This window comes from Pseudomonas sp. RC4D1 (assembly GCF_018390395.1).
In the GTDB taxonomy this organism is placed as follows: domain Bacteria; phylum Pseudomonadota; class Gammaproteobacteria; order Pseudomonadales; family Pseudomonadaceae; genus Aquipseudomonas; species Aquipseudomonas danubii.
In genome coordinates, this window is sequence record NZ_JAHBAW010000001.1 from 3,218,411 (window position 1) to 3,243,342 (window position 24,932).

Annotated in this window: 24 protein-coding genes; 6 read left to right on the forward strand and 18 right to left on the reverse strand. The window is 62.2% G+C overall.

Annotated elements, in window-relative coordinates; genetic code table 11:
- Position 1: 1 nt before the first annotated feature.
- The 3 genes from KHO49_RS14935 to KHO49_RS14945 all read right to left on the reverse strand — a co-directional run bounded on the left by KHO49_RS14935 (position 2) and on the right by KHO49_RS14945 (position 4,539).
- Complete coding sequence (locus tag KHO49_RS14935) at positions 2–1,078, reverse strand: putative 2-aminoethylphosphonate ABC transporter ATP-binding protein (protein WP_102881196.1); 1,077 nt, start codon at positions 1,076–1,078, stop codon at positions 2–4.
- Between the two features lie 142 nt (positions 1,079–1,220).
- Positions 1,221–2,084, reverse strand: coding sequence for a LysR family transcriptional regulator (locus KHO49_RS14940; RefSeq protein WP_102881471.1), 864 nt, complete (start codon positions 2,082–2,084; stop codon positions 1,221–1,223).
- A 115-nt stretch (positions 2,085–2,199) separates the two neighbouring features.
- Complete coding sequence (locus KHO49_RS14945; protein WP_213665214.1) at positions 2,200–4,539, reverse strand: heavy metal translocating P-type ATPase; 2,340 nt, start codon at positions 4,537–4,539, stop codon at positions 2,200–2,202.
- An 88-nt stretch (positions 4,540–4,627) separates the two neighbouring features.
- On the opposite strand from KHO49_RS14945, the gene cadR reads away from it, so the two are divergent.
- On the forward strand, positions 4,628–5,077 hold the full coding sequence (gene cadR / locus KHO49_RS14950; protein WP_092308673.1) for a Cd(II)/Pb(II)-responsive transcriptional regulator: 450 nt from the start codon (positions 4,628–4,630) through the stop codon (positions 5,075–5,077).
- 23 nt (positions 5,078–5,100) lie between these two features.
- On the opposite strand, the gene KHO49_RS14955 is transcribed toward cadR, so the two are convergent.
- The 4 genes from KHO49_RS14955 to KHO49_RS14970 all read right to left on the reverse strand — a co-directional run bounded on the left by KHO49_RS14955 (position 5,101) and on the right by KHO49_RS14970 (position 8,559).
- The gene (locus KHO49_RS14955; RefSeq protein WP_110594299.1) at positions 5,101–5,688 is read right to left on the reverse strand and encodes an undecaprenyl-diphosphatase; all 588 of its coding nucleotides are present in this window, start codon (positions 5,686–5,688) and stop codon (positions 5,101–5,103) included.
- A 179-nt stretch (positions 5,689–5,867) separates the two neighbouring features.
- A complete protein-coding gene (locus KHO49_RS14960) occupies positions 5,868–6,839 on the reverse strand; it encodes a thymidylate synthase (RefSeq protein WP_015637397.1) in 972 nt (323 codons plus the stop codon).
- 46 nt (positions 6,840–6,885) lie between these two features.
- A complete protein-coding gene (gene lgt, locus KHO49_RS14965; protein ID WP_102862122.1) occupies positions 6,886–7,695 on the reverse strand; it encodes a prolipoprotein diacylglyceryl transferase in 810 nt (269 codons plus the stop codon).
- 81 nt (positions 7,696–7,776) lie between these two features.
- On the reverse strand, positions 7,777–8,559 hold the full coding sequence (locus KHO49_RS14970) for a sulfite exporter TauE/SafE family protein (RefSeq protein WP_102862123.1): 783 nt from the start codon (positions 8,557–8,559) through the stop codon (positions 7,777–7,779).
- 123 nt (positions 8,560–8,682) lie between these two features.
- Between KHO49_RS14970 and KHO49_RS14975 the strand changes: the two genes are divergently transcribed.
- Positions 8,683–9,429, forward strand: a complete 747-nt coding sequence (locus KHO49_RS14975; RefSeq protein ID WP_110594297.1) for an NRDE family protein — start codon at positions 8,683–8,685, stop codon at positions 9,427–9,429.
- 73 nt (positions 9,430–9,502) lie between these two features.
- Here KHO49_RS14975 and ptsP read toward each other — a convergent pair whose 3' ends face one another.
- Both ptsP and KHO49_RS14985 read right to left on the reverse strand, forming a co-directional pair.
- A complete protein-coding gene (gene ptsP, locus KHO49_RS14980; protein WP_102862125.1) occupies positions 9,503–11,782 on the reverse strand; it encodes a phosphoenolpyruvate--protein phosphotransferase in 2,280 nt (759 codons plus the stop codon).
- Positions 11,783–11,804: 22 nt separating this feature from the next.
- Entirely contained in the window at positions 11,805–12,284 is a 480-nt protein-coding gene (locus KHO49_RS14985) for an RNA pyrophosphohydrolase (protein ID WP_011064073.1), read from the reverse strand.
- A gap of 144 nt (positions 12,285–12,428) precedes the next feature.
- Here KHO49_RS14985 and KHO49_RS14990 point away from each other — a divergent pair, with 144 nt between their 5' ends.
- On the forward strand, positions 12,429–13,085 hold the full coding sequence (locus KHO49_RS14990; RefSeq protein ID WP_102862126.1) for a histidinol-phosphatase: 657 nt from the start codon (positions 12,429–12,431) through the stop codon (positions 13,083–13,085).
- A 52-nt stretch (positions 13,086–13,137) separates the two neighbouring features.
- On the opposite strand, the gene KHO49_RS14995 is transcribed toward KHO49_RS14990, so the two are convergent.
- Genes KHO49_RS14995 through ilvA form a run of 4 tightly spaced genes read right to left on the reverse strand, consistent with a single transcriptional unit; the run spans position 13,138 to position 16,857 of the window.
- Positions 13,138–13,605: a DUF2269 family protein gene (locus tag KHO49_RS14995; protein WP_102862127.1), complete on the reverse strand. Its 468-nt coding sequence runs from the start codon at positions 13,603–13,605 to the stop codon at positions 13,138–13,140.
- On the reverse strand, positions 13,602–14,858 hold the full coding sequence (locus tag KHO49_RS15000; protein ID WP_213665215.1) for an SDR family oxidoreductase: 1,257 nt from the start codon (positions 14,856–14,858) through the stop codon (positions 13,602–13,604). Before KHO49_RS15000 ends, KHO49_RS14995 begins: the two co-directional genes overlap by 4 nt.
- 15 nt (positions 14,859–14,873) lie before the next feature.
- A complete protein-coding gene (locus tag KHO49_RS15005; RefSeq protein WP_102881203.1) occupies positions 14,874–15,302 on the reverse strand; it encodes a DUF2269 family protein in 429 nt (142 codons plus the stop codon).
- Between the two features lie 40 nt (positions 15,303–15,342).
- Complete coding sequence (gene ilvA / locus KHO49_RS15010) at positions 15,343–16,857, reverse strand: threonine ammonia-lyase, biosynthetic (RefSeq protein ID WP_110594292.1); 1,515 nt, start codon at positions 16,855–16,857, stop codon at positions 15,343–15,345.
- Positions 16,858–17,084: 227 nt separating this feature from the next.
- On the opposite strand from ilvA, the gene rpiA reads away from it, so the two are divergent.
- Entirely contained in the window at positions 17,085–17,756 is a 672-nt protein-coding gene (rpiA, locus tag KHO49_RS15015; RefSeq protein WP_102881205.1) for a ribose-5-phosphate isomerase RpiA, read from the forward strand.
- Between the two features lie 86 nt (positions 17,757–17,842).
- Here rpiA and KHO49_RS15020 read toward each other — a convergent pair whose 3' ends face one another.
- From KHO49_RS15020 to KHO49_RS15035, 4 genes are all read right to left on the reverse strand, one after another.
- Positions 17,843–18,751, reverse strand: a complete 909-nt coding sequence (locus KHO49_RS15020) for an SdiA-regulated domain-containing protein (RefSeq protein WP_102862131.1) — start codon at positions 18,749–18,751, stop codon at positions 17,843–17,845.
- Positions 18,752–18,848: 97 nt separating this feature from the next.
- Positions 18,849–19,781 carry an SdiA-regulated domain-containing protein gene (locus KHO49_RS15025; protein ID WP_213665216.1) on the reverse strand — a complete coding sequence of 311 codons (933 nt, stop codon included), beginning with the start codon at positions 19,779–19,781 and terminating at the stop codon, positions 18,849–18,851.
- Between the two features lie 162 nt (positions 19,782–19,943).
- Positions 19,944–20,609, reverse strand: a complete 666-nt coding sequence (locus tag KHO49_RS15030) for a fumarylacetoacetate hydrolase family protein (protein WP_102862133.1) — start codon at positions 20,607–20,609, stop codon at positions 19,944–19,946.
- A 43-nt stretch (positions 20,610–20,652) separates the two neighbouring features.
- Positions 20,653–22,047 carry a D-2-hydroxyglutarate dehydrogenase gene (locus tag KHO49_RS15035; RefSeq protein ID WP_110594287.1) on the reverse strand — a complete coding sequence of 465 codons (1,395 nt, stop codon included), beginning with the start codon at positions 22,045–22,047 and terminating at the stop codon, positions 20,653–20,655.
- A gap of 204 nt (positions 22,048–22,251) precedes the next feature.
- Here KHO49_RS15035 and serA point away from each other — a divergent pair, with 204 nt between their 5' ends.
- Positions 22,252–23,481 carry a phosphoglycerate dehydrogenase gene (gene serA / locus KHO49_RS15040; RefSeq protein ID WP_011064084.1) on the forward strand — a complete coding sequence of 410 codons (1,230 nt, stop codon included), beginning with the start codon at positions 22,252–22,254 and terminating at the stop codon, positions 23,479–23,481.
- An 85-nt stretch (positions 23,482–23,566) separates the two neighbouring features.
- On the opposite strand, the gene KHO49_RS15045 is transcribed toward serA, so the two are convergent.
- A complete protein-coding gene (locus KHO49_RS15045; protein WP_213665217.1) occupies positions 23,567–24,004 on the reverse strand; it encodes a DUF4399 domain-containing protein in 438 nt (145 codons plus the stop codon).
- Positions 24,005–24,136: 132 nt separating this feature from the next.
- On the opposite strand from KHO49_RS15045, the gene KHO49_RS15050 reads away from it, so the two are divergent.
- Positions 24,137–24,922 carry a transporter substrate-binding domain-containing protein gene (locus KHO49_RS15050; RefSeq protein ID WP_102881208.1) on the forward strand — a complete coding sequence of 262 codons (786 nt, stop codon included), beginning with the start codon at positions 24,137–24,139 and terminating at the stop codon, positions 24,920–24,922.
- The last annotated feature ends 10 nt before the right edge of the window (positions 24,923–24,932 follow it).

Sequence of the window (24,932 nt, forward strand, 5' to 3'; positions counted from 1 at the left end):
CTTAGGCAAACACCTGGAGGCTGCGCGGCGGCAAGGCCACCCAGATGTCCTGGGCGCCCAGGCGCGGCATGGCTTCCGGGGCCAGCTCGGCCAGCAGTGCATGCCCCGGCAGCTCGTTGAGTTCGAAGCTCATGCGGCAGCGATTACCGAGGAAGGTGATCTCGCGGACCTTGGCCGGAAACAGGTTTTCCTCATGCACCGGCGGGTTCACGCTGATGGCTTCCGGGCGGCAGAACAGGCGACCCGAAGCGGCCTTGGCCGAATCGTCGGCCAGGCGCACATTCATCCCGCCGACCTGGGCGTGGCTGTCGCTGTTGCGGCTAAAAGGCAGCCAGTTGCCCTGGCCGACGAACTCGGCGACGAAGGGCGTAGCCGGACGATCGTAGATTTCCTGGGGCGTGGCGTACTGCTCGACCTTGCCGTTGTTCATCACGGCGATGCGGTCGGCCATCAACATGGCCTCGTCCTGATTGTGGGTGACCATCAGGGTGGTGATCCCCAGACGCCGTTGCAGCTGGCGCAGCTCGGTGCACAAGTGCTCGCGGACCCGGGCGTCCAGGGCCGACATCGGTTCGTCCAACAGCAGCAGCGACGGTGACGGCGCCAGGGCACGGGCCAGGGCGACGCGTTGCTGCTGGCCGCCAGACAGCTGGCCGGGGTATTTCTTCTCGCTGCCGGTCAGCCCGACCAGTTCCAGCATCTGTGCCACACGCTTGCGCACTTCCTCACGACCACTACCGGCCAGGCCGTAGGCGATGTTGGCTTCCACCGTGAGATTGGGAAACAGCGCGTAGGACTGGAACAGGATGCCGTAGTCCCGGGCTTGTGGCGCCAGCAGCGAAACGTCCCGATCCCCCAGGTACAACTCGCCCTGGTCCTGGCGCTCAAGGCCGGCGATGCAGCGCAGCAGTGTGGTCTTGCCGCAGCCGGACGGGCCCAGCAGGCACACCAGCTCGCCGGCCGCGACGTCCAGGGACACGTTGTCCAGGGCGGTGAAGGCGCCAAAACGCTTCTGGATGCCCCGCACCTTCATCGGCGCGCCGGGGTTGCTCAGGGCAGTTGCAGTGGAGTGGTTCATGGACGGACCTCATCTAGCAGATGAGGCAAATCCTAGAGTTGTAATGCGTCGGCCATATGGCAGTAAGGCAAAAACGACCGATAGTGGTATTCAGGGATTTTGGTTCAACCTGTCAGTCAGGTGCTGCTCCGATGCAGGTCTTTCAGGCGGGAGCCATTTCCTGGGCCAGGCCGAGGAAGGCCGCGGGCAGGCGCGCGTTCTTGCGCTCCTTGAGGCAGTACAGGTACTCGACGATCTGCGGGGCATGCTCGATGGTCAGGACCCGCAGTTGCGGATCGTGGGGCACTTCCTGACGGGCAATGATGCTGATGCCGATATTGCGCAGCACCGCCTCGCGGATCGATTCGCGACTGCCGATTTCCAGCAGCGGGCCAAAGCTGACGTGGGCATCCTTGAGCAAGGTTTCAGTAAGGCTGCGGGTGGTGGAGCCCGGTTCACGCATCAACAGGGTATGCCCGGCCAGGGCATTGAGCGGCACGTGATCCAGCGCCGCCAGGGGGTGGTTGCGATGCACCGCCAGCACCAGCGGATCGCTGCCCAATACCCGACGGATCAGCCGCGCGTCCTCCAGCAGTTGCGAGGAGGCCGCCACATCCACCCGGTAGTCTTCCAGGGCTTCGAGGACTTGCTGGGAGTTGCCGATCTCCACCGACACTTCGACCTGGGGCAATCGCTCGCGGAAAGTCTTCACCAGATCGAGGATGTAGTACGGCGCGGTGGCAGCGATGCGCAATGTGCCCTGCACCTGCCCGCTGTTGCGCAGGAAGAACTCGATGTCAGCCTCCTGCTGCAACAGGTCCTTGACCATGGGCAGCAGGCGCGTGCCTTCGTCGCTGAGGCTCAAGCGGCGACCGCCGCGGTAGAACAGTTCCACCGAATACTGGCTTTCCAGGTTGCGGATCTGCGTGGTCACCGTCGGCTGACTGAGGCCAAGCTTCTTCGCCGCCAGGGTGATGCTGCCCAGGCGGGCGACCATGTAAAAAGCCTTCAGCTCGGCACTCAGCATGGCGGCTTGCCGCAGCTGCAAGCTTTGAGCGGCAAGCCGCAAGCTGAAGCCGGTGCGTGTGAGTTCATCACTCTGGTTCTCCCCTCAGTTGCTTGTTGCTTGCCGCTACGGTGGCCTATTTGCGCAGCAGGCGCAGGCCGTTGAATACCACCAGCAGGCTGACGCCCATGTCGGCAAACACCGCCATCCACATGGTGGCGAGCCCGGCAAAGGTTACCCCAAGAAAGATCGCCTTGATGACCAGGGCCAGGGCGATATTTTGCTTGAGCACCACCGAGGTCTGGCGCGACAGGCGAATAAAAGCCGGAATCTTGCGCAGATCGTCGTCCATCAGCGCTACATCCGCAGTCTCAATGGCCGTATCGGTGCCCGCCGCGGCCATGGCGAAACCTATCTCGGCCCGGGCCAGGGCCGGAGCGTCGTTGATGCCGTCGCCCACCATGCCCACCCGATGCCCCTGGGCATACAACGCCTCGATAGCTTGCAGCTTGTCGGTGGGCAACAGGTCGCCCCGGGCCTGATCGATGCCCACCTGGGCCGCAATGGCCTGGGCGGTGTGAGGGTTGTCGCCGGTGAGCATCAGGGTCTTGATCCCCAGCTCATGCAACTGCTGGATGGCTTCGCGGCTGGATTCCTTGACCGTGTCCGCCACGGCGAACAGCGCCAGGGGGCCATTGCTGTCCAGCAACAGGACCACGGTCTTGCCCTGCTTCTCCAGGGCGAAGAGTTTTTCCTCCAGGGCCGGGGAGCACAGGCCCAGCTCTTCCACCAGGCGGTGGTTGCCCAGGTGATACAGCTGACCGTTGATTTCGCCGCGCACTCCGCGCCCGGTCAGGGCTTCGAAGTTATCCACAGGGTGCATGGCCAGCTGTTTATCCACAGCCGCCTGGGCAATGGCCAGGGACACCGGGTGATCGGAACGTCCCGCCAGGCTCGCGGCCAGGGCCGGGGCCGTGTCCTGCGCCAACGGGTCCAGAGACAGGAAATCGGTCTGTACCGGTTTGCCGTGGGTGATGGTGCCGGTCTTGTCCAGGGCCAGGTAGTCGAGCTTGTAACCGCCCTCCAGGTAGACCCCGCCCTTGACCAGGATGCCCTTGCGGGCCGCAGCCGCCAGGCCGCTGACGATGCTCACCGGGGTGGAGATCACCAGGGCACAGGGACAAGCCACCACCAGCAACACCAGGGCGCGGTAGATCCAGTCGAACCAGACGCCACCCATGAACAGCGGCGGAATCAGCGCCACGGCCAGGGCGAAGGCGAATACCGCCGGGGTGTAGATTTTCGAGAAGGTATCGACGAAGCGCTGGGTCGGCGCCCGAGCGCCCTGAGCCTGCTCCACGGCGTGGATGATCCGTGCCAGGGTCGAGTTGTTGGCGGCGGCGGTCACGCGATATTCCAGGGAACCGGCCTGGTTGATGGTGCCGGCGAACACCTTGTCGCCCACGGTCTTTTCCACCGGCAGGCTTTCACCGGTGATTGGCGCCTGATCGATGGTGGAGCTGCCGGACACGACCTCGCCGTCCAGACCGATGCGCTCTCCCGGGCGAACTCGCACGCGGGCGCCCAGTTCGACGTTTTTCGCCTCCAGTTCGCTCCAGCTGCCGTCCGCCTGCTGCACCGTGACCTGTTCCGGGGTCATCTGCATCAGGCCGCTGATGGCGTTGCGCGCCCGGTCCAGGGAGCGGGCCTCGATCAGCTCGGCCACGGTGAACAGGAACATCACCATCGCCGCTTCCGGCCATTGGCCGATCAGCACGGCACCGGTCACGGCAATGCTCATCAGCGCATTGATATTCAGGTTGCGGTTCTTCAGGGCGATCCAGCCCTTCTTGTAGGTGCCCAGGCCGCCACTGAGGATCGACACCAGGGCCACCAGCGCCACGACCCAGTCGGGGGCGGCATTGGTGAAGTGAATGACTTCTGCGGCCAGCGCGCCGATACCGGACAGGGCCAGCGGCCACCAGGCTTTCTTCACCGGCGCTGCGGCAGGCGCGACTTCGGCGCCGTCCTGCTGCAGAGGCTCGGCGTGCATGCCCAGGGATTTGATCGCTTCGATGATCGGCGTCGTGCTCGGCAGGTCGTGGGTCACCCCCAGCACGCGGTTCATCAGGTTGAACTCCAGCGCCTGAACCCCCGCCAGCTTGCCCAGCTTGTTCTGGATCAGGGTCTGCTCGGTGGGGCAATCCATGGCTTCAATGCGGAAGCTGCTCAGACGCGCGCCGGCAGTCGGTGTTTCGCTCAGGGTGACCTTGGACGGCGCCGGGCCGGCAGAACCGCAGCAGGAGGCACCGTGGGTGGCGTGATCATGCGCCTTGACCGGCTGCAGCTTGCCCGCAGGGGCATGGGAATGGTCATGATCGTGATCGTGATCGTGATCGTGATCGTGATCGTGATCGTGATCAGCATGGGCGTGCTGGGCGTCGGGTTTGCGCGGGTTGTGAATGGAGTCGCTCATAGGGGTCGCGTCCGTATAAAGGTGCTTGTTGCCAAGTGAACACCCTGTAGCCACTATAGGGTCAAGCACCCATTCGGAGACGACGGCAATGAAGATTGGCGAACTGGCGAAACTCACCGACTGTCAGGTCGAGACCATCCGTTACTACGAGCGCGAAGGACTGCTGCCGGAACCGGCCCGCAGCGAAGGCAACTACCGCCTCTACACCCAGGCCCACACCGAGCGCCTGACCTTTATCCGCAACTGCCGCAGCCTGGACATGACCCTCGAGGAAATCCGCAGCCTGCTCAACCTGCGGGACAGCCCCGAAGGCCAGTGCGCCAGCGTCAACGCCCTGATCGACGAGCACATCCATCACGTCAAGGCGCGCATCGACGGGCTACTGGTGCTCCAGGAACAACTGCTGGACCTGCGCCAGCGCTGCAGCGAAGGGCCGGACCTGGATCACTGCGGCATCCTCCAGCGTCTGGAAGTCAGCGGTTCAGTGGCCCCCAGCGAGGCCGAGCCATCCCACGTCGGCCGCAGCCACGGGCATTGAGCCTGGGGCTGGGCGCCGTGGTTTCAGGAACCCCGGCGTCCCGCCGCCAGCAGTCGCTGATACACAAACTCCAGTACATCCAGCAGACGCTGATCCAGCTGTCGCCAGGCCAGGCCCAGGCGTACCAGCCATGCGCTGAACAAACCCACCAGGCAACCGCCAAGAATATCGAAGGGGAAATGCACGCCCAGGTAGACCCGCGCCCAGCTCACCAGCACGGCCAGGGCCAGCATGACCAGCCCGGTCTTGCGCAAGGACGCCAGGATCAGGGCAAAAGCCATGGCGAACATGCCGCTGGCGTGGTCGCTGGGGAAAGAGGCTCCAGGCGCATGGGCGAGGAAATTCTGCCCCAACTCCAGCATGAAGGGCCGCGGATGAAACCACAGGCCACGGATCACCAGGTTGCAGGCCAGGGCGACCACGATGCTCGAGGTCGCCAGCAGGACGATCATTTTCTGCCGGCGCTCGCCAAAGACCCAGAGCACCAGGAGCAGCAGCGGGACACAAAGGACCACCCACTGGGCGAGAAAAATCGCCAGTTCACGCATCGGCAGCGATGCCTCGGCGCTGGCATTGATGGCCAGGAACAGGCTGCGATTGAGTTCTTCCATTCAGGGGCTCGCGATCAACGTCAAAAGGACGACGTCCAGGCTTTCCCGGACCACTCCTGAGAGCCTTGACGCCCGGCAGGCAGGGCAATGCCCGGAAGAGCTCCCGGGCAAAGGTCGATAAAGATATCGGGGGAAATCGACAGGGGCCGCGCGGCCCCTGGGTGCAGCCGCTAAAAGACTTAAACCGCCATCGGCGCGGTCATCGGCGCGTGGTGCTCATAGCCTTCCAGGGAGAAATCGCTCGGCTCGATCAGTTCCAGCCATTCAGGCTGGTAGACGCCGGTCTTGGCGAACTCCGGCACGCGCTCGGAAATCACCAGCTTGGGCATCGGGAACGGCTCGCGCTTGAGCTGTTCGTTGAGCATGTCCAGGTGGTTTTCGTAGACGTGAGCATCACCGATGAAATAGGTGAACCAGCGCGGCGTGTAGCCGGTCAGGCGGCCGATCAGGCTCAGCAGCGCGGCGCCTTCGGTGAGGTTGAACGGCGTCCCCAGCCCCAGGTCGTTGGAGCGGATGTAGAGGGTCAGGGAGATTTCCCGGGTCTCGACATTGGGGTGGAACTGGTACAGCAGATGACACGGCGGCAGGGCCATTTCATCCAGCTGCGCGCAGTTCCAGCCGTGGAACAGGATTCGCCGGCTGCCCGGGTCGTTGATGATGGTGTCAACGCACTGGCGTACCTGATCGATGGCCTTGTACAGCACCACGTAACCCTGGCCGTCCTCCTCGCCGGCGGCGATCTGCCGGTAGCCCTGGCTCAATGCCAGGTCAATGGCTGCCTGGTTGCTGGTCTTGATCTGCTTGTAGGCCGGCCACTTGCGCCACTGCACGCCGTAGATTTCGCCCAGATCGTCATCGCCCTGGCGGAACGGGTTGGCCAGCCACTGGGCGTTTTCGTTGGCGTTCTGGTCCCAGACCTTGCAGCCCAGGGCACGGAACTCGGCGGCGTTGTTCACCCCGCGCAGGAAGCCGACCATTTCGCCGATGGCCGACTTGAAGGCCATCTTGCGGGTGGTGATGGCCGGGAAACCTTCCTTGAGGTCGTAGCGCAGCATGGCCCCGGGAAAGCTGATGGTGTTCACACCGGTGCGGTTGGCCTGCTTGGTGCCGTTGTTGATGACGTGGGCCACCAGATCAAGATATTGCTTCATGAATTACCTGCATCCTTGAACCCGGGGCACGCCCCGGGATTCGAATTTATTGCGCCGCGCTCTGGGCCGGAGCGCGATGATAAGCCAGCCAGATCAGTCCCAGGCCGCCGAGGATCATCGGCACGCACAGAACCTGACCCATGGTCAGCCAGTTCCACGCCAGGTAGCCCAGCTGTGCGTCCGGCACCCGGACGAACTCGACGATGAAACGGAAGATCCCGTAGAACAGGGCGAACATACCGGAAACCGCCATGGTCGGCCGGGGTTTGCGCGAGAACAGCCACAGGATCAGGAACAACGCCACGCCTTCCAGGGCGAACTGATACAACTGCGACGGATGACGCGGCAACTGCGCCGGATCGCTGAACGGCGGGAAGATCATCGCCCATGGCACGTCGGTAGGTTTACCCCACAATTCGGCGTTGATGAAATTGCCGATTCGCCCGGCACCCAGGCCGATTGGCACCATGGGCGCGACGAAGTCCATCAGTTCGAAGAAAGTCTTGTTGTTGCGCTTGCCGAACCACCAGGCCGCCAGCATTACTCCGATGAAACCGCCGTGGAACGACATGCCGCCCTTCCACACCTCGAAGATCAGGGTCGGGTTGGCCAGATAGGCGCTGAGGTCGTAGAACAGCACGTAACCCAGTCGCCCACCGACGATCACCCCCATGGACATCCAGAACACCATGTCCGAGAGCTTCTCCTTGCTCCAGGTCGGATCGAAACGGTTCAGCCGGCGCGACGCCAGCAACCAGGCGCCGCCAATGCCGATCAGGTACATCAGGCCGTACCAGTGGATTTTCAGCGGGCCGATGGCCAGCGCTACCGGATCAATCTGCGGGTAAGGCAGCATTGCGACTCCTCGTAAGGGTTAGAACTCAAATGTCCCGGGGCAAACTGCCAGCCCAGGATTAAGCCAGGATTGCGTCACCACTCAGAACAGGAAGCTGATCCCCACGCAGAACAGTAGCGCGGCGAACAAGCGTTTCAACAGGCGTGGCGACAGTGTGTGGGCCAGGCGCGCACCGATACGGGCGAACACCATGCTGGTCAGGGCAATGCCCAGCAGCGCCGGCAAATAAACGAAGCCGAGACTATGAGCCGGAAGCTGCGGATCATGCCAGCCCAGAATCATGAAACTTAAGGCGCTGGCCAGGGCGATGGGCAAGCCGCACGCCGAGGATGTAGCCACCGCCTGCTGCATCGGTACGCTGCGCCAGGTGAGAAACGGCACGGTCAGCGAACCGCCGCCAATGCCGAAGATCGCCGAAGCCCAGCCGATCACACCGCCGGCCGCCGCCAGCCCCAGCTTGCCGGGCACCTGGCGACTGGCCTTGGGCTTGAGCTCCAGGGTCATCTGCAAGGCCACCACCAGGGCGAAGACACCGATGATTTTTTGCAGGTGCGGGCCGGAAATCGCTTCGGCGGTCAGCGCGCCGAAACCGGCCCCCAGCAGGATGCCCAGGGCCATCCAGGCGAAGATCGGCCAGCGCACCGCGCCACGGCGATGGTGTTCGCGAACGGCATTGACCGAGGTAAAGATGATGCTGGCCAGAGAAGTGCCGACCGCCAAATGGGTCAGCACCGAGGCATCGAAGCCTTGCAGGGTGAAACTGAACACCAGCACCGGGACAATGATGATCCCGCCGCCCACGCCGAACAGCCCGGCCAGCACACCTGCACAGGCGCCCAGCAGCAGATAGAGCAGAAATTCCATGGGAGCATCCGAAAATAAGACCGGCATGGTAACGGATGCGCCGCCCCGGACTCCACTGGATGGCGATGGATACCCATTGGATCTGTGCGTAAAGTGGGCAAAAACACACAGGGGGCCACCTTAATGTGCTTGATCGTATTCGCCTGGCGGCCGGGTCATGCTCAGCCACTGATCGTCGCGGCCAACCGTGACGAATTCTACGCCCGGCCCAGCCTGCCTCTGGGGCAATGGCCGGAGTCGCCGCAGATCCACGCCGGACGCGACCTGGAGGCCGGAGGCACCTGGCTTGGTGTCGGTGCCAATGGCCGCTTTGCCGCCCTGACCAATATCCGCAACCCGCATCAGCCCCCGGCACGACGCTCCCGGGGCGAACTGGTGGCGCGCTTTCTCGCTGGCGACGTAGCCCTGGAAGATTATCTGCACGATGTGGTGGGCCGCTCGGTGGAGTACGCCGGGTTCAACCTGTTACTGGGCACAGCAGAGCAACTGTGGCACTACAACGCCCAGGATGTGCAACCGCAATTACTCAAGCCCGGCGTCTACGGCCTGTCCAATGCCGGGCTCGATACGCCGTGGCCCAAGCTGCTCAAGGCCAAGGCCGCGCTGCAGGAAGTGCTGTCCAATCCACAACCCCAGGCCCTGCTGGCGTTACTCAGCGATCCGCACACCGCGCCCTTCGCCGAACTGCCGGACACCGGAGTGGGTTTGGCTACGGAAAGCCTGCTGTCCAGCGTATTCATCGCCAGCCCCAGCTACGGCACCCGCGCCAGCACCGCGCTGATCGTCAACGCGGACGGCTCGCGGCATCTGCTGGAGCGCAGTTTTGGCCCTTATGGCGGGCATCTGGGAGAGGTCGAGCTGAAAGTGTGAAACGTTCGCCAGCCAGCCGGCTCCTACACAGGCCGTTGTAGGAGTCGGCTGGTTGGCGAAGCAAATACTTCGATTACAGGGTCTTGCTCGAAGCCGGATTGATCATCCGTGCCAGGCCGAGTTTCTTCAGCGCCAATTGCAGCGAGCTGTGGATAACTTGCGGGTTGTCGATGGTCATCATCTCGTCCAGCAGTTCCTTGGCTTTGCTCATGTTGATCTGACGCAGCATCCACTTCACTTTCGGCAAGTTGGTGGCGTTCATCGACAGGCTGTCGAAACCCATGGCCATCAACAGCACCGCCGCCGCCGGATCACCGGCCATTTCGCCACAGATGCTCACCGGCTTGCCTTCGGCGTGGGCATCACGCACCACGTTCTGCAGCGCTTGCAGCACGGCCGGATGCAGGTAGTCGTAGAGGTCGGCGACCCGCGGGTTGTTGCGGTCTACCGCCAGCAGGTACTGGGTCAGGTCGTTGGAGCCCACCGAGAGGAAGTCCACTTGGCGCGCCAGTTCCCGGGTCTGATACACCGCCGCCGGAATCTCGATCATCACCCCCACTGGCGGCATGGGCACGTCGGTGCCTTCATCGCGGACTTCACCCCAGGCACGGTGGATCAGGTGCAGGGCTTCTTCCAGCTCATGGATACCGGAAATCATCGGCAGCAGGATGCGCAGGTTGTTCAGGCCCTCGCTGGCCTTGAGCATGGCCCGGGCCTGCACCAGGAAAATTTCCGGGTGGTCGAGGGTGACGCGGATGCCGCGCCAGCCGAGGAAGGGGTTGTCTTCCTTGATCGGGAAGTACGACAGCGACTTGTCGCCACCGATGTCCAGGCTGCGCATGGTCACCGGTTGCGGATGGAACGCCGCCAACTGCTCGCGATAGATCGCCAGCTGTTCTTTCTCGCTGGGAAAGCGCTGGTTGATCATGAACGGCACTTCGGTGCGATACAGGCCTACGCCCTCGGCACCGCGCTTCTGCGCCCGGGCCACATCGGCCAGCAGGCCGGTGTTGACCCACAGCGGCATGCGGTGGCCATCAGGGGTGATGCAAGGCAGGTCGCGCAATGCGTCCAGGCCCTGGGCCAGTTGCCGCTCTTCTTCCACCACATCGGCGAACTGCTTGCGCAGCACGTCACTGGGGTTGGTATAGACCTCGCCGTGATAGCCGTCGACGATCATCTGGATGCCATCGACCTTGGAGTACGGCAGGTCGACAAGGCCCATCACCGTGGGAATGCCCATGGCCCGGGCCAGGATGGCCACGTGGGAGTTGCCCGAACCCAGCACCGAGACCAGCCCCACCAGCTTGCCTTCCGGCACTTCGCCGAGCATGGCCGGGGTCAGTTCTTCACTGACCAGGATGGTGTTGTCGGGGTAGACCAGGGTCTGCTGGCGCTCTTCCTGCAGATAGGCCAGGAGCCGCCGCCCCAGGTCCTTGACGTCCGAGGCGCGCTCGCGCAGGTAGGCGTCGTCCATCAGTTCGAAACGGTTGACGTGATCGGTGACCACTTGGCGCAACGCACCCTGGGCCCATTGCCCGGTCTTGATCACGGTCTTCACTTCGCTGCCCAGGGAGGCGTCGTCGAGCATCATCAGATAGACGTCGAACAGCGCGCGCTCTTCCGGACGCAGTTGGGTCGCGAGTTTTTCCGACAACGCCCGCATATCGGCGCGCACCCCTTCCAGGGCGGTCTTGAACAGCGCCAGTTCAGCGTCGATGTCGGTGATGTATTTGTCCGGGACCACATCCAGATCAGCCGGTGGCAACATCACCACCGCGCTACCTACCGCGGCGCCGGGGGAACCTGGCACGCCGACAAACTTGGCTTCCTGAATACCCTTGCCCTGACGCCCCAGGCCGCGGATCGAACCGGTGGCCTCGGCGTGGGCGATCACCCCGGCCAGTTGCGCGCTCATGGTCACCAGGAAGGCTTCTTCGCCCTCATCGAACTGGCGGCGCTCTTTCTGCTGGATGACCAGAACACCGACTACGCGGCGATGGTGAATGATCGGGGCGCCGAGGAACGAGGCATAACGCTCCTCACCGGTTTCGGCGAAGTAGCGATAACGCGGGTGATCGGCGGCGTTTTCCAGGTTGAGGGGCTCTTCCCGCGTGCCCACCAGGCCCACCAGGCCTTCGTTGGGGGCCATGCTGACCTTGCCGATGGAACGCTTGTTCAAGCCTTCGGTGGCCATCAGCACAAAACGGTTGGTTTCCGGGTCCAGCAGGTAGACCGAGCAGACCTGGCTGCCCATGGCCTCTTTGACGCGCAATACAATAATCCCTAACGCCGCCTTGAGATCCTTGGCGGAGTTAACTTCCTGGACGATCTTGCGCAGCGTATTGAGCATGGCTCGGGGTCGAACTCCGTCGTCAGTCGCGCACTAAAAGGCGCGGGGCAAGCTCTTTGAGAGCGCGGCGATACACTTCGCGCTTGAATGTCACCACCTGGCCCAACGGATACCAATAACTGACCCAGCGCCAGCCATCGAATTCCGGTTTACCGGTCAAATCCATCCGCACCCGCTGCTCGTTGGAGATCAGGCGCAGGAGAAACCATTTCTGTTTCTGGCCGATGCACAGCGGCTGGCTGTGGGTCCGGACCAGGCGCTGCGGCAAACGATAGCGCAACCAGCCCCGGGTGCAGGCGAGAATTTGCACATCTTCGCGCTCCAGCCCTACTTCTTCGTTCAACTCGCGATACAAGGCGTCTTCCGGCGTCTCGTCGGGGTTGATACCCCCTTGAGGAAACTGCCAGGCATCTTGATTGATACGGCGAGCCCATAGCACCTGTCCGGCATCATTGGTCAGAATGATCCCGACATTGGGGCGGAAACCATCGGGGTCGATCACGGCTACAACCTCGCAAACGCATGTCGCCGCATTGTTCCACAAAGCTTGGGAATGCAGCAACGAGGCTGCTTACCTTATGTGCACTCTTGTGAAAAGACCGTATTCTGGGCACCTTTTTCCGCGACTTTTCAGCGAGTAACTGCAATGCGCCTGGCTTTATTCGACTTGGACAACACGCTTCTGGGCGGCGACAGCGACCACGCCTGGGGCGACTACCTGTGCGAGCGAGGCTTCCTCGACGCCGTCGCCTACAAGACCCGCAACGACGAGTTCTACCAGGACTACCTGGCCGGCAAACTCGACAACGCCGCCTACCTGAACTTCTGCCTGGAAATCCTCGGCCGCACCGAGATGGCCGTGCTTGAGCAATGGCATCGCGACTACATGCGCGACTGCATCGAGCCCATCCTGCTGCCCAAGGCCCAGGCCCTGCTGGCCCAGCACCGCGAGGCCGGCGACAAGCTGGTGATCATCACCGCCACCAATCGTTTCATCACCGCGCCGATCGCCGAGCGCCTGGGAGTGGAACACCTGATCGCCACCGAATGCGAAATGCAGGACGGCCGCTACACCGGACGCAGCACCGACGTACCGTGCTTCCGTGAAGGCAAGGTCATCCGCCTGCAGCGCTGGCTGGAAGAAACCGGTCATGACCTGGAAGGCAGCTACTTCTACAGCGACTCGATGAACGATCTGCCGTTGCTGGAGCAAGTGGCCACCCCAGTGGCCGTCGACCCTGATCCAAACCTGCGGGCCGAGGCTCTGAAGCGCGGCTGGCAGGTGATCAGCCTGCGGGATTGAGCGCTGCGCCGGCTCCTACAAGCCGTAGGAGCCGGCTTGCCGGCGAAGGCTGCTAAACCGGCTTGGCCACCATCAGATAGAAAATCGCCATGAAGGCCAGAAACGCCGGCCAGCCCAAGGCGAACCACCAGCGCATGTAAAGATTGGCCCGCAGTGGCATCGGCACGCCGTCCCGCAGCGCCTGCTCAGCCATCTTGTGCACCCGGATCTGCAACCAGACCACCGGCAACCAGCACAGCCCCGCCAGGACATAGAGCCCCAAGCTCCACATCAGCCAGGCTTGCTGGATCGGCCAGCCCGCCAGATGCACCAATCCCAGCCCACTCAACGGCTGGAAGACGGCCGTCGTTGCAGTAAAGGCCCAATCGGCGAACACCAAATGCTTGAATGTCACGGCAATCACTTCCAGCTTGCCGCTGCGCCAGGCCCGCAGTGCGTAATAGGCCGAGCCCGCGCCGAGGCCGAAAAGAACGGTCGAGGACAGGATATGCAGGGTTTTCAACAGCAGATAAGCACTCATCGACGGGGTTCAGTCCACAACAGCCATAGGGTCGCCACCATCAGCACCAGGTTCTTGGCCACGGCAGCATAAGGGTCAAACCAGAAATGCGGCAGGATCAGACTGATGATCAGGGTGTAGCCGAGCATCAGTGCGAGCTGCGCCTGCAGGGCCCGCCGGCGCCAACGCCGCAGCAGCAGACCGACCCCCAGCACCGCGTCGCAGAGCGATCCCGCGATCACCGCCAGTACCGCCCAGGCGCCCTGCACCCCGGCCTCGGCCATGATCCGCAAGCCCCAGTCATAGCCGGGACCGATGCACACCACCGCCGTACCCAGCCAGATCAGCACCATGACCGCCAGCAGCAACGGTCGCAGGGCCAACTGGGTGCTCTGCGCGGCCTGCGGCCAGTCTTGCAGCCGGGCTGCCAGGGGCGCGGCGTGATAACCGCAGACCGACGCCAGTACTTCAGGGTCCCCTAGGTTGTCGCAACGGGCCATGCTCAGGCTCTGCCGGTTCAGGGCCCGCCAGCCCAGGCGCTCCCCCACCCTTGCGACCAGCGCCAGGACCACTGAGGGCAACTGGAAATAGCGCGCCGGGGCCCAGCCCTGGGCCGCACGCAGACGGTCCAGCAACTGCGCCATGGTCATCCGTTCAGGGCCAACCAGCGGCAGCACCATGGACTGCGCGGGCCATTGCCCGATCAACGCAAGCACGGCAGCACTCAGGTCATCCACATGCAGGGGCTGCATTCTGGCCTTGGCGGACAACAACGGAATCAGCGGCCAGGGCGACAGCCGGGCCAGCCAGCCACTGCTGGCGCCACCCGCACCGAGCACCAGGGATGGCCGCAACACCACGGCCGGAACCCCCAGGCGCAGCAGGTAATCATCCGCAGCCGCCTTGCTCGCCAGAAACGGCACTTGCGGCTGCTGGCCGGCGCCCAAGGCGGAAATCTGCAACACCCGCACACCCCGGGCCGCCGCCAGATCAAACAGCGCACGAGTCCCCAGATCCTGAGTCAGGGTCAACGCCTGGGCATCATTGCTCAACAACCCGGCAGCGTTGATCAACAGGTCGGTATCAGCGGGCAAGTCAAAAGGCTGGGGCTCAAGGCCCAGGCGATCGAGGTCCAGTTGCCGCCATTCCACGCCAGGCAGACTCCGGGTTTGCCGATGGCGACTGGTGGCGATGAGCTGATGGCCGGCGGCGTGCAACGCCGCCAGCAGATGACGGCCGACAAACCCTGTCGCCCCCACCAGAACAACCTTCATGGCAATCCTTAAGGCTTAGACCGGCTTGGCGCCCATGAGGCCAGCAATGGTGACGAAGCACACCGCACTGAAGATCGCCAGCGCCAGGGTGAAGGTCAGGCCACTGGCCGCCTTGGCCAGACGCAGGCGGTTGAGGCGTACCATCAGCCAGAGCCAGGCCAGAGCGCCCAGGGTGTAGAGCACACTGGAGCCCAGAATCCAGGTCTGCCCCAGCGGCCAACCCACCAGATGCACCAGCCACCAGCCGCTGAATGGCAGGGCCAGCAAACCCACCGCCAGCAGCAGCCAGCCGAACAGTCCCGGGCGGTGCAGCACGCGGCTGTAGACCGTCGCATCACCTTGGCGGCGCAAGCGCCAGACCCAGATCGCCAAACCCAGCGCACTGCCCAAGAGCAGCACGGTAGCCAGCACATGAAGCGTCTTCAGCGTGGTCAGTGTTTCCATGTTCTCGCTTCCTTAAGGCTCCGATCCTCAGCGTAGTCGTTCAGCCGAGGAACAGCTGATAAGCCGGGTTATCGCTTTCATCCCAGTACGGATAGCCGATCTGCTCCAGAGCCGCCGGTACCAGATGACGCTCATCGGCCGGTACTTGCAGGCCGGCGACCACTCGGCCATCGGCCGCACCATGGTTACGGTAATGGAACATGGAGATGTTCCAGCGCCCGCCCAGTTTGTTGAGGAAGTTGAACAATGCCCCCGGACGCTCCGGGAACTCGAAGCGCAGCACCACTTCGTCGCTGACCTTCTCGGCATGGCCACCGACCATGTAACGGATATGCAGCTTGGCCAGTTCGTTGTCGGTCAGGTCGATCACCGGAAAACCCTGCTCGGTCAGACTGGCGACCAGGGCACTGCGCGGATCGTTTTCCGGGTGGGTCTGAACGCCGACAAAGATGTGGGCTTCGCTGCCGGTGTTGTAGCGGTAGTTGAATTCGGTGATCTGACGCTTGCCCACCGCCTCGCAGAACGCCTTGAAACTGCCCGGTTTCTCGGGAATGGTCACGGCGATGATGGCTTCGCGGCCCTCGCCCAGCTCGGCGCGCTCGGCGACGTGGCGCAGGCGGTCGAAATTGACGTTGGCCCCGGAATCGATGGCCACCAGGGTCTGCCCGGTGATACCGCGCTGCTCGACGTACTTCTTGATCCCCGCAACGCCCAACGCGCCGGCAGGTTCGGTGATCGAGCGGGTATCGTCGTAGATGTCCTTGATTGCCGCACAGATTTCATCGGTGCTGACGGTGATCACTTCATCCACATAGTCCTTGCAGATATCGAAGGTGTGCTGACCGATCTGCGCCACCGCCACGCCGTCGGCGAAAATGCCCACCGTCGGCAGCACGACCCGCTCACCCGCTGCCATGGCCGCTTGCAGGCAGTTGGAGTCGTCCGGCTCGACACCGATCACCTTGATCTCAGGACGCAGGTACTTCACATAAGCGGCAATACCGGCGATCAGCCCGCCGCCGCCCACCGGCACGAAAATCGCGTCCAGTGGCCCCGGGTGCTGACGCAGGATCTCCATGGCCACAGTGCCCTGCCCGGCAATGGTGTGGGGATCGTCGTAAGGGTGGATATAGACGTAGCCTTTTTCATCCACCAGCTTCAGCGAATAGGCCAGCGCTTCGGGGAAAGAGTCGCCATGCAGCACCACCTTGCCGCCGCGGGAGCGCACGCCTTCAACCTTGATCTCCGGCGTGGTCTTGGGCATCACGATGGTGGCCTTGACCCCCAGCACCTTGGCCGCCAGGGCCAGGCCTTGAGCATGGTTGCCCGCCGATGCGGTGACCACGCCACGGGCGCGTTCGGCGTCGCTGAGTTGGGTCAGCTTGTTGTAGGCGCCGCGAATCTTGAACGAGAACACCGGCTGCAAGTCTTCGCGCTTGAGCCAGACCTGATTGCCCAGCCGCTCGGAGAGCTGGCGGGCAGTCTGCAATGGGGTTTCTACGGCAACGTCATAAACGCGCGAGGTGAGGATCTTCTTGACGTACTGTTCGAGCATCGGAAAGCATCACTGAGCGGGTTGGGCAGGGCCAAGGAGTCTAACCCAGCGTTTGCCCGGGCGACCACACGAATACAGAGGTTTTAGCCGGCGCCCTCGCCGCCCTACCCCGTATTGCCAACTCTCCCGCCCGGCCTGGCCGATTAGCCAAACGGGCAATGACCGGATCTGTCGCGGCGCCTATAATGCCGGCCTTTGTGCCCCCCATTGCCCGCTTCGGAGCCCGCATGACCCAGGATCAACTCAAACAGGCAGTCGCCCAGGCCGCCGTCGACCTTATCCTTCCGAAACTCGACGACAAGAGCATCGTCGGGGTCGGCACCGGCTCCACCGCCAACTGCTTCATCGATGCCCTGGCCCTGCACAAGGGCGCCTTCGATGGCGCCGTAGCCAGCTCTGAAGCCACCGCCGCACGCCTCAAGGGCCACGGCATTCCGGTGTACGAGCTCAACACCGTCAGCGACCTGGAGTTCTACATCGACGGTGCCGACGAGAGCGACGAGCACCTGAACCTGATCAAGGGCGGCGGCGCAGCCCTGACCCGGGAAAAAATCGTGGCCGCCGTGGCCAAGACCTTTATCTGCATCGCCGACGCCAGCAAGCTGGTACCGGTGCTGGGCAACTTCCCACTGCCGGTTGAAGTGATCCCGATGGCCCGCAGCCACGTAGCCCGCGAGTTGGTAAAACTGGGCGGCGACCCGGTGTACCGCGAAGGGGTGATCACCGACAACGGCAATATCATCCTCGACGTGCACAACATGCAGATCACCAACCCGGTGGAGCTGGAACGCCAGATCAATGCCATCGTTGGCGTGGTCACCAACGGTCTGTTCGCCGCGCGCCCTGCGGATGTACTGCTGCTGGGTACGGCCGAAGGGGTGAAAACCCTCAAGGCCTGAGCCTGCCCTGCGGGCAGGCTCAGGCTTGCCGGCGAGGCCGTCCCAAGGGCCTCTTCGCCGGCAAGCAGAATGCCGCCCGACCGCCTCTACAGTTCAGGTTTCTTGAAGACATAGAACAGGTTCGGCTCGCTCACCAGATACAGGGTGCCGTCGTCATCCATGGCTATTCCTTCGGCCTGGGGCACGGCCTTGCTCAGGCCCTGGCGGCCCTTGCCCAATGCCAGGGTGCTCAGCGGGCGCCCGTCGACGTCCAGTTCCACCACCAGGCGCGACTCGTCCGACAAGGCCAGCAGATGGCCGCTGCGCTCGTCGTATTGCAGGCTGGAGAGGTCGCGTACAAAAAGCCCGGCATCCCGCTTGGGGTTGTTCAGCACATGCACCCCGTAGGATTTTTCCGGATCGTGATGGGGAAAGCCCTGCACCTCATAGATCAGCATCGGGTCGCGTTCCTTGGCGACGAACAAGCGCTGGCCCTGTGAGTCGTAAGCCAGACCTTCAAAGCCCTTGTTCCCCGACAGGTGCACGCCGAGCGTGATCTGCTCGGCCTCTGCCGCATCCACCACGGTGGTTTCGTCGTCCAGCTGAATCTTGATCAACCGGTGCTGCCGTTCATCGCTGATCACATAGGTATTGGCGCTGATGAACTCCACTGCCTCCGGATCACCAAAGCCCAGCAGAGCAATACGCCGCAGGACCTGCCCGTCCAGGGACAGCTCTACCAGCTCGGAATTCTTGTTGGTCACGGTGAACAGGCTGTTGCGCAGCGGATCGTAGGTCAGTGCCGAAACCTCATCCAGCCCCTCGATAGGCTGAGCCTCCAGTACCACTCGATAATCACCCAGGCCCAGAGATTGCGGGGCCGTCACTTGCCAGTAGGATTGCCAGTCGAACCAGGCGCGCTGCCACAACCGATGGTTGTGGGCAAACGCGGCAAGCAGCACCGCCATCAGGCAGAGGATCAGATAGAGAGGTTGCAAGCGGGTCAGACGATACATGGCGGGCGAACTCGAAATCAGGACAGGCTGATGAAATATCACAGCCGTCTGAATTCAAGCTTAATCGACGATCCGGCAAAGGCGCCGGACCAGGAGATCATTGCTTCTCGAAGCGATAGAACAGATTGGGCTCGCTGACCATGTACAGGTTGCCGGCCTCATCCATGGCCACGCCTTCGGCCCGGGGAATGGTGTTCTGCAGGCCGTTGAAGCCGCCGAGCAAGGCCATGAAGCTGACTTGCTCACCCTGCTCGTCCAGCTCCAGCAACAGATGAGAGTCGGCGGACAGCACCAGGGTATGACCGGTGCGCGGGTCAATGCCCAGGGCCGAGAGGTTGCGCAAGTCGAGCTCCTCGCTGGCGAGTTTCTGCTTGCTGCCCTTGAGCGCCTGGCTGCCATCGCTGCTCCAGGTGAAGAGTGCCGCTGGACGCTCCTCGCCCAACAGCAATTGCTGCTTGCGCGGGTTCCATGCAATGGCTTCAAAAGCCTTGTTCTGATCTTCCGAAGGGCCCAGGTCGTAGGTCGGAAAATCGGCGATGTTCAGCTCTTTGGTACTGGCATCAACTTTGACGATCACCAGCGAATGCTGACGCTCATCGACTATCGCCAGTAAGCCATTCTCCAAGACTGCCACCCCTTCCGGGTTGCTCCAGCCCACCAGAGGGATCTTGCGCAGGACGTCGCCTTGCAGGGTCAGCTCCGCCAGGAACGGATGCTTGCCCATCACCGAAAACAGGGTTTTGGTCTGCGGGTTGTAGGAGAGATCCGACGCTTCATCGCTCTCCATGCCAGGCAGCGCCTTGGCATCGATGACCACGCGGTAACCGGGTAGCCAGATGCTGGCGCTGCGCTCGGAAGGACTGACAAACCGCTCCTGCACCCAGAGCGCGCCACGGTCGTCCCAATGCAGGAGACTGGCAACGCCATAGCAGATCACACCCGCCAGCAGCAGCCAGGAGTACCAGCGCATGCGCAGGCGAATACGCGACATACGACTGCCGAGAGGCTTAGTCAGAGGAGGAGCGTCCATCACAAGATTTCCAGAAGTCGGCCATGGTTAATAGCACGCAGTGTTCAGATCGGCGAACCATAGACCTAGGAATTATCCGGAACGAATGTGAAAAAACAGTAAAAGGCCATGATCTTTCTACGAGGTGTGCCGGATTCCCGGGTCCTCGTAGAAAGTTCCCGATCAACGGACGCTGCTGGTGAAGCGACTGACGCCCGGCAGCTCCAATACCAGTTCATCACCGACATTCAGCGGCCCGACGCCAACCGGGGTGCCGGTGAGAATCACATCGCCGGCCTGCAGGGAAAAGCAGCCGGCCATGTACTGGATCATCGGCACTATGGGATTGAGCATGTCACTGCTGTTGCCGTCCTGGCGTACCTCACCGTTGATGGTCAGGCGAATGCCGATATCCGTCAGGTCGGCAAAACTGCTGCCCACCACGAATGGCGCGATAACCGCCGCGCCATCGAACGACTTGGCGATTTCCCAAGGCAGGCCCTTGGCCTTGAGCTCGGCCTGCTTGTCGCGCAGGGTCAAGTCCAGGGCCGGGGCGAAACCGGAGATGGCGTCCAGCACTTCTTCGCGGCTGGGCTTGGTGGACAATGGCTTGCCGATCAGCACGGCGATTTCCGCCTCGTAGTGCACCGAGCCGCGCTCGGTGGGAATGGCAAAACCACCTTCCAGCGGCACCACGCAACTGCCGGGCTTGATAAACAGCAGGGGCTCGGTGGGAACCGGGTTGTCCAGCTCCTTGGCGTGCTCGGCGTAGTTACGACCGATGCAAACCACCTTGCCCAGAGGGAAATGAATCCGGGTACCGTCGACATACTGGTGCTGATAGCTCATTACCGACTCCTGCTCGTGTGCTTCATCAGGGCGCTGCTTGCACTCAAACAGCGAAGATCTTGCCCGGGTTCATGATGCCGTTCGGATCGAACACTGCCTTGACTGCCTTCATGTACTCGATCTCAACCGGCGAGCGGCTGTAGGTCAGGTAATCACGCTTGGTCATGCCCACGCCATGTTCGGCGGAAATCGAACCGTTGTACTTCTCGACGGTTTCGAATACCCACTTGTTGACCGTGGCGCACTTGGCGAAGAACTCGTCCTTGCTCAGGTTGTCCGGCTTGAGGATGTTCAGGTGCAGGTTGCCGTCGCCAATGTGACCGAACCAGACGATCTCGAAGTCCGGATAGTGTTTGCCGACGATGGCGTCGATTTCCTTGAGGAAAGCCGGCACTTTCGAAACAGTGACCGAAATATCGTTCTTGTAAGGGGTCCAGTGGGAAATGGTCTCGGAGATGTATTCCCGCAACTTCCACAGGTTCTGCAACTGGGTTTCACTCTGGCTCATCACCCCGTCCAACACCCAACCCTGTTCGACACAATGCTCGAAGGTTTCCAGGGCGTGGTTGGCCACTTCTTCAGTGGTCGCTTCAAACTCCAGCAAGGCGTAGAACGGGCAGTCGGACTCGAAGGGAGCCGGCACGTCACCACGGGCCAGGACCTTGGCCAGGGCCTTGTCGGAGAAGAATTCGAAGGCGGTCAGGTCGAGCTTGCTCTGGAAAGCGTGCAGCACCGGCATGATCGAGTCGAAATCGGCGGTGCCGAGCACCATGGCGGTGAGGTTCTTTGGCGCCCGATCCAGACGCATGGTGGCCTCGACCACGAAGCCCAGGGTGCCTTCGGCGCCGATGAACAACTGGCGCAGGTCATAGCCGGTGGCGTTCTTGATCAGGTCCTTGTTCAACTCCAGCACGTCGCCCTTGCCGGTGACCACTTTCATGCCGGCTACCCAGTTGCGGGTCATGCCGTAGCGAATCACCTTGATACCACCGGCATTGGTGCCGATATTGCCGCCAATCTGACTGGAACCGGCAGAAGCGAAGTCCACCGGGTAGTAGAGGCCGTTTTCTTCCGCCAGGTTCTGCAGTTGTTCGGTGACCACCCCCGGCTGGCACACCGCGGTGCGGTCAGTCAGGTTCAGGTCGAGTATCTGGTTCATGTAGTCGAAGGACACCACCACTTCGCCGTTGGCTGCCACGGCAGCGGCCGAGAGCCCGGTCCGCCCGCCGGAAGGCACCAGCGCGACCTTGTGCTGATTGGCCCAGCGCACGATGGCCTGGACCTGCTCGGTGGTCTTGGGGAACACGATGGCCGTGGGGGCCGGGGCGAAGTGTTTGGTCCAATCCTTGCCGTAAGCATTCAGGGAGTCAGCGTCGGTCAGCACCTTGCCAGGCTCAACCAGGGTCTTCAGCTCATCAATCAGGGCAGGATTGGTCATCGACAGAACTCTCGAACAATTCATGGTCATCCTGAGAACGCTTCACGTCGCAGGAATGAGTGTTTAGCGGGGCGCGTATGCTAGCATACCGCCCCCGCTAGAGAGTGCCCAAGGGCCTTTCTGCGGTGGCGGTTGCATGCCGTCCAGGTCAGCTCAAGCTGTCCATTTCCCTGCCATTTTTCTCCGGGACACAGGTTTACGCAGATGAGCAAGACTTCTCTCGATAAGAGCAAGATCAAGTTCCTTCTCCTCGAAGGCGTCCACCAATCCGCTGTCGACGTCCTCAAGGCCGCCGGCTACACCAGCATCGAGTACCTCACCGGTTCTCTGCCGGAAGCCCAGCTCAAGGAAAAGATCGCCGATGCACACTTCATCGGTATTCGCTCCCGCACTCAACTGACCGAAGAGATCTTCGACCACGCGAAGAAACTGGTCGCAGTGGGTTGCTTCTGCATCGGCACCAACCAGGTTGACCTGTCCGCCGCTCGCGAGCGCGGCATCGCGGTGTTCAACGCGCCTTACTCCAACACCCGTTCGGTCGCCGAACTGGTACTGGCCGAGGCCATCCTGCTGCTGCGCGGCATCCCTGAGAAAAACGCTTCCTGCCACCGTGGTGGCTGGATCAAGAGCGCGGCCAACTCCTTCGAAATCCGCGGCAAGAAGCTGGGTATCGTCGGTTATGGCTCCATTGGTACTCAGCTGTCGGTCCTGGCCGAAGGCTTAGGGATGCAGGTGTTCTTCTATGACACCGTGACCAAGCTGCCACTGGGCAACGCCACCCAGGTGGGCAACCTGCACGAACTGCTGGGCATGTCCGACATCGTCACCCTGCACGTGCCGGAAACCGCGGCCACTCAGTGGATGATCGGTGAAAAGGAAATCCGCGCCATCAAGAAAGGCGGCATCCTGATCAACGCCGCTCGCGGCACCGTGGTTGAGCTGGACGCCCTGGCGGACGCGATCAAGGACAAGCACCTGATCGGCGCGGCCATCGACGTGTTCCCGGTTGAACCGCGCTCCAACGACGAAGAGTTCGAAAGCCCGCTGCGCGGCCTGGACAACGTGATCCTGACTCCGCACATCGGCGGTTCCACCGCTGAAGCCCAAGCCAACATCGGCCTGGAAGTGGCAGAGAAGCTGGTCAAGTACAGCGACAACGGTACTTCGGTCTCCTCGGTCAACTTCCCGGAAGTGGCGCTGCCGGCCCACCCAGGCAAGCACCGCCTGCTGCACATCCACGAGAACATCCCGGGTGTGATGAGCGAGATCAACAAGGTCTTCGCCGAAAACGGCATCAACATCTCCGGTCAGTTCCTGCAGACCAACGAAAAGGTCGGCTACGTGGTAATCGACGTCGACGCCGAGTACTCGGACCTGGCGCAAGAGAAGCTGCAGCACATCAACGGCACCATCCGTTGCCGTGTGCTGTTCTAAGAGCAGCTTGTAGCTGAAACCTTGCAGCTAGCTGCGCAAAAAAGGGAGCCCATCAAGGCTCCCTTTTTTTGCGCAGCGTTTACGATTATTTCACTATTACTGTGATTTTCTTGGAGACGATGACCGGGCTGAACGGCACGTGGTTCTTGTCGCCCAGCTCCAACTGCAGGGTGTGCTTGCCCGGGGCCAAGGTCACTTCGGTTTCGGTCTGGGCCTTGCCGAAATGCAGGTGGTTGGCGTCCATCGGGATCGGCAGGTTCTCGGCCGGCAGTTGATCGACATCGATCAGCAGGTGATGGTGGCCGGTATTGGCGGTCTGATCGCCCGCCGGTGCCAGGGCAATGCCTTCAACGCCGAACTTGACCTTGAAGGTCTTGTCCACGGTGGCTCCATCAGCAGGTGAAACGATGAACACCTTGGCGCCCTCTGGTGCCTGAGTACGAGGAATATCCGCCGCGCCCGCCAGCATCGAGGCTCCAAGCAACAGACTGGCCAAGGCCGCACGGGACATAAAATTTTTCATTATCTTCTCCAGTTTTTCCGCAAATCTTTTACGGTTATGACAACTTCGTGGCGATTCGTTGTCGAAGGCACTCAACACCTTAGCAAAGCGAGCCTGAACGGCGCATCGCTCATATAAATTCAAGGAGTGACCATGCGTTTCCTGCCTGGCCTGATACTTTTGCTACCCCTTGTGAGCACTGGCGCTCAAGCCGAACTGATGGACGACATCAATGACCGCGGGGAACTGCGCATCGCCCTGGAAGCCAATACACCACCCTTCAACTTCAAGGACGACGGCAAACTCACCGGCTTCGAGGTGGAGTTGGGGCAGTTGCTGGCCAGTGAGCTGGACGTGCGCGCGGACTTCGTGGTGACCGCGGCGGCCGAGTTGCTGCCAGGTGTGGAGAGCGGCAAGTTCGACGTGGCCATCAACCACATAGCAGTGACCCCGGAACTCAAGGATCGTTTCGATTTCAGCGAGCCCTATAGCTATTCCAGCGCCCAGTTGATCGTGCGCAAGGAAGAACAACGCCCGCTGCTTTCCCTCCAGGCCCTGCGTGGCCAGGCGCTTGGCGTGGCTCAGGGCAGCCAGTTCGTTGATCAGGCACGGACCGTGGAAGGCATCAACCTGCGCAGCTATGCCGATGCCCAGCAACCGATCAAGGATGTGGCGGACAAACAGATCGACGCGGCCATCAGCGACCGCCTGCTGATTCCCTATGCCATTCGCGACAGTCGCCTGCCCGTAAAGGAAGGCGCCAAGGTGGGCCCGACCCTGAGCCTGGCGATTCCCTTCCAGAAAGGAAACCCGGCGTTCCAGGCGAGCCTGGACAGCGCCCTGCAGCGGATCAAGGCCGATGGGCGACTGATGGCCCTGTCGGAGAAGTGGTTCGGCATGGATGCGAGCAAACCGCCCAAGGCTGAAGCCGGGCAGTAATCCTTGCCCA